This is a genomic window from Sulfurovum sp. bin170 (assembly GCF_010892395.1).
Classification (GTDB): domain Bacteria; phylum Campylobacterota; class Campylobacteria; order Campylobacterales; family Sulfurovaceae; genus UBA1140.
This window is the reverse complement of record NZ_JAACKB010000094.1, coordinates 1-3,509: the sequence shown is the minus strand read 5'-3', so window position 1 is coordinate 3,509 and position 3,509 is coordinate 1. Positions and strand designations below refer to the sequence as shown.

Sequence of the window (3,509 nt, the reverse complement as noted above, 5' to 3'; positions counted from 1 at the left end):
TGTGGCATCGCTTACCACTATATCTTTTAGTCTATTTTTCATCCATATATCAAGTACAAGATTCTCTTTTAGCTTCTCAAGCTCTATAGCAAACTGTGAATCTTTCTCAATTCCTTCTCTTTTTGCCACCACTATATATAGTTCTCTCTCTATCAATTGAGTAATAACTTTCTCTTTCTGTTGCCTACTCATAAATGAATATCTTCCCCCAGGGATACTTTTGGAAACAAATCTCTCAACATCATTTTGTGTTATATCTTTTCCATCTACAGTTGCAACTATATCTGTTGCAACAACAGCCAATGTCAACAGTAACTTAATAAATAATAATCTATACATATTTTTGAAGTCCTTCTATATAAAGTTCGCCACATATTTTAACCATTGTAACTTAAAATGATAAATGATTTGTTAATGAAATTTATCTAATTTTAAGTAAGCAGATATAAAATTCGGTATGAGCAAAACAAAAAAAATCAAAAAAGCAACAAACAGAGAGATAGAAGCGATAAAAACACTTTTTTTAGAACACTATCCAAACTCGGTCACTGAACTAAACTACACAAACCTATATGAGCTACTTATATCTGTCATGCTCTCTGCACAGTGTACAGACAAGAGGGTCAATATCATCACTCCTGCTCTCTTTGATAACTATCCAAATGTAGTAGCGTTGGCAAATGCTGATATTAACAGAGTCAAAGAGTATATAAGGAGTTGCTCTTTTTATAATAATAAAGCAAAAAACCTCATCAAAATGGCACAATTTGTCATCGAAAACTACAACGGAGAGATACCATTGGAGCAAAAAAAGCTCATAAAACTAGCAGGTGTAGGGCAAAAAACAGCCAATGTTATAATGATTGAGTTTACAGGAGCAAATCTTATGGCAGTTGACACACATGTCTTTCGTGTTGCACACCGTCTAGGACTAAGTGATGCCTCAACTGCTACAAAAACTGAAGAGGAGTTAAGTAGAAAGTTTAAAACAGACTTACATCTACTCCACCAAGCTATGGTACTGTTTGGTAGATACAGATGTAAAGCTATCAACCCTGACTGTGAGGGCTGTTTTATGACTCCTTACTGTAAAAGCAAAGAGCGATTTAAAGTGTAGAGACAAGGCATGCCTTGTCTACTAATTAGGATTTCCTGCTTTTTTATACCACTCTAATGCAATATAAATATCCTTTTTAACCCCATAACCTTTTTCATACGCAATACCCAATGCATACTGTGCTTTCTTCACACCCTTGTCAGCAGCTTTCTTAAACCATGTTGCTGCCTCTTTATGGTTTTTTTTGATACCTTGACCTCCTGCATAAGCGACTGCCACATGATACTGCCCCTCTATATCACCTAACTTCGCTGCTTTTTTATAATACTCATAAGCTTTAACCTTGTCTCTTTTTACCGCATAACCATTTGCATACATATTACCTAAGTTATTCATAGCTTTTGCACTTCCATTCGCAGAGGCTTCTTGATAAAGGCTGTATGCTTTTTTCAAATCTTTTGCAACACCATGACCATTTTGATACATCTCACCTAGCTCATTTTGAGCATCGACATTGCCACTTTTGGCAGCTCCAACATACCATGAGACAGCTTTTTTCTCATCTCTAGCTACCACTCTCCCCTCTTGTGACAAAACAGCCATCTTGTACTGTGCATCACTATTCCCTTTGTTGGCGGCTGTTTGATAATACCTTATCGCTTTAGCTGTATCTTTTTTAACCCCATCACCCTTTTTATACATATCACCCAGAGCATTTTTGGCATAAGCATCACCATGTTTAGCCGCTTTGTCATACCAATACTCTGCTTTTTTCTTATCCTGCTTGACCTTTTTACCCTCATCATAGAGTTTTGCCAAAGTATACTCAGCATCTTGATGATACTGTTTTGCCGCTTTGAGATAATAGCTCATCGCTTTTTTCATATCTTTTTTTACCCAATAGCCATTATCATAAGCAACACCCACATGATACTCTGCAGGAGCATAATTCATATCCGATGCTCGTTTAAAATAGTAAAAAGATTTTTTCAAGTCCTGTTTCATACCTTTGCCTAAAGCAAAATTCATCCCTATCTTATCTAACTGTTCAGCAGAAACTGGTGTAGCTCCTGTACTTTCTCTTGCTGATATAAGAAGTGTCAATACTACCATTGTCAAAAATATTTTTCTCATAACGGTTCCTTTTTTTCACAATTGTATCATGAAAAACATATAATTCAAGATTTTTTCTATTTTATTCTGTTAACAATCTCCTCAACAACCTCAAATATCTTACCCACAGAATCCAATTTCATCTTCTCACGAGTAGAGTGAGGATAGATAATAGTAGGACCAATAGAGGCAAACTTTATATTTGGATATTTTTCAGATATTACGCCACACTCTAATCCTGCATGGATTGCTTTGTATTCACTTCTGCCAAAAACTTTGGTCATGCTACTGTTTACAATCTTGGTAAACTCATTTTTCTCTGGTCTCCAAGCAGGATATTTAAACTCCTCACCCACTTTAAAAGCATTGGCTATTGCTAGATTTTGATTTTTTTTACAGATGGCTTTTAGACCCTCATCAGACATAGCCCTAGCACTAGACTCAATAATAGCATCACCCTCTTCAAAACTTACAATGGCTAGATTTATACTTGTATCAGGGATATTTAGCTCTTGATTAAAATTTTCAACACCATCTTCAAAAATATTTAATAGATTTAAAAACTCTTCACTTTGATAAACTCTATAACGATTATCAAGAGCAATCACCTCTACCATACCACTACTATTCAATTTATCTTTGGATGATACGATAGCATAAGCATTGGCAGGTATAGAGTTTCGTCTCTCTCCTCCTTCAAAAGAGGACAATAACAGATTTTTCTCTTTTAGATAGTTAGCCAAAACCTTAATAGCATTAGGGATGCCTTTGTCTATATCCACCCCAGAGTGTCCACCTGCTAAACCTGTTACACTAACTCTATAGAAATAGTCCAATGCCTCACACTCTTCAAATGTCTCAAAAGCAACCAAATCAGCTCCTCCAGCACAACCTATACAGACCTCTGCCTCATCCTCAAAGTCAAGGTTTAGCATATGTCCACTATCTAACTCAAATTCCAAAGCAGATGCACCAACCAAACCTATCTCCTCATCAGAAGTAAACAGAAACTCCAACTCTTCACCCCTATCCATCAAAACCATCATCATCGCTATAGCTATACCATTATCAGCACCTAGAGATGAATCTTTAGCATACATCCAACCATCTTCTATATAAGTCTCTATATTTGCTTCTCCAATACATACCATATCATAGTGTGCTTGAATGGAGAGTTTTGGTTTACCTTTTTTTATAAGTATATTTTTGGTCTCATCTATCTGCACACTATAGCCTCTCTCTTTGGCAAAAGTCTCTAAAAACTCTAAAAGCCTCTCTGCCTCTTGACTACAATGAGGTATTTTTGTTAATGAAATAAAATATTCTATAATTTTTTCTT

General features: G+C 35.7%; 3 protein-coding genes and 1 pseudogene. 1 reads left to right on the top strand and 3 read right to left on the bottom strand.

Annotation, left to right across the window (positions count from 1 at the left end):
- A pseudogene (locus tag GSY74_RS02235) lies at positions 1–339 on the bottom strand (hypothetical protein); the annotation flags it as partial.
- Positions 340–457: 118 nt separating this feature from the next.
- On the opposite strand from GSY74_RS02235, the gene nth reads away from it, so the two are divergent.
- A complete protein-coding gene (gene nth, locus GSY74_RS02230) occupies positions 458–1,117 on the top strand; it encodes an endonuclease III (protein ID WP_223157435.1) in 660 nt (219 codons plus the stop codon).
- Between the two features lie 21 nt (positions 1,118–1,138).
- Here nth and GSY74_RS02225 read toward each other — a convergent pair whose 3' ends face one another.
- Both GSY74_RS02225 and GSY74_RS02220 read right to left on the bottom strand, forming a co-directional pair.
- Positions 1,139–2,191, bottom strand: coding sequence for an SEL1-like repeat protein (locus tag GSY74_RS02225; RefSeq protein WP_164663488.1), 1,053 nt, complete (start codon positions 2,189–2,191; stop codon positions 1,139–1,141).
- A 56-nt stretch (positions 2,192–2,247) separates the two neighbouring features.
- On the bottom strand, positions 2,248–3,509 hold a 1,262-nt coding region (locus tag GSY74_RS02220), incomplete at its 5' end, for a M20/M25/M40 family metallo-hydrolase (RefSeq protein WP_164663487.1).

What these genes read in the sequence shown, in the direction of transcription:
- nth (WP_223157435.1), top strand. Translation starts at nt 458, where the DNA reads ATGAGCAAAACAAAAAAAATCAAAAAAGCAACAAACAGAGAGATAGAA.
- GSY74_RS02225 (WP_164663488.1), bottom strand. Translation starts at nt 2,191, where the DNA reads ATGAGAAAAATATTTTTGACAATGGTAGTATTGACACTTCTTATATCA.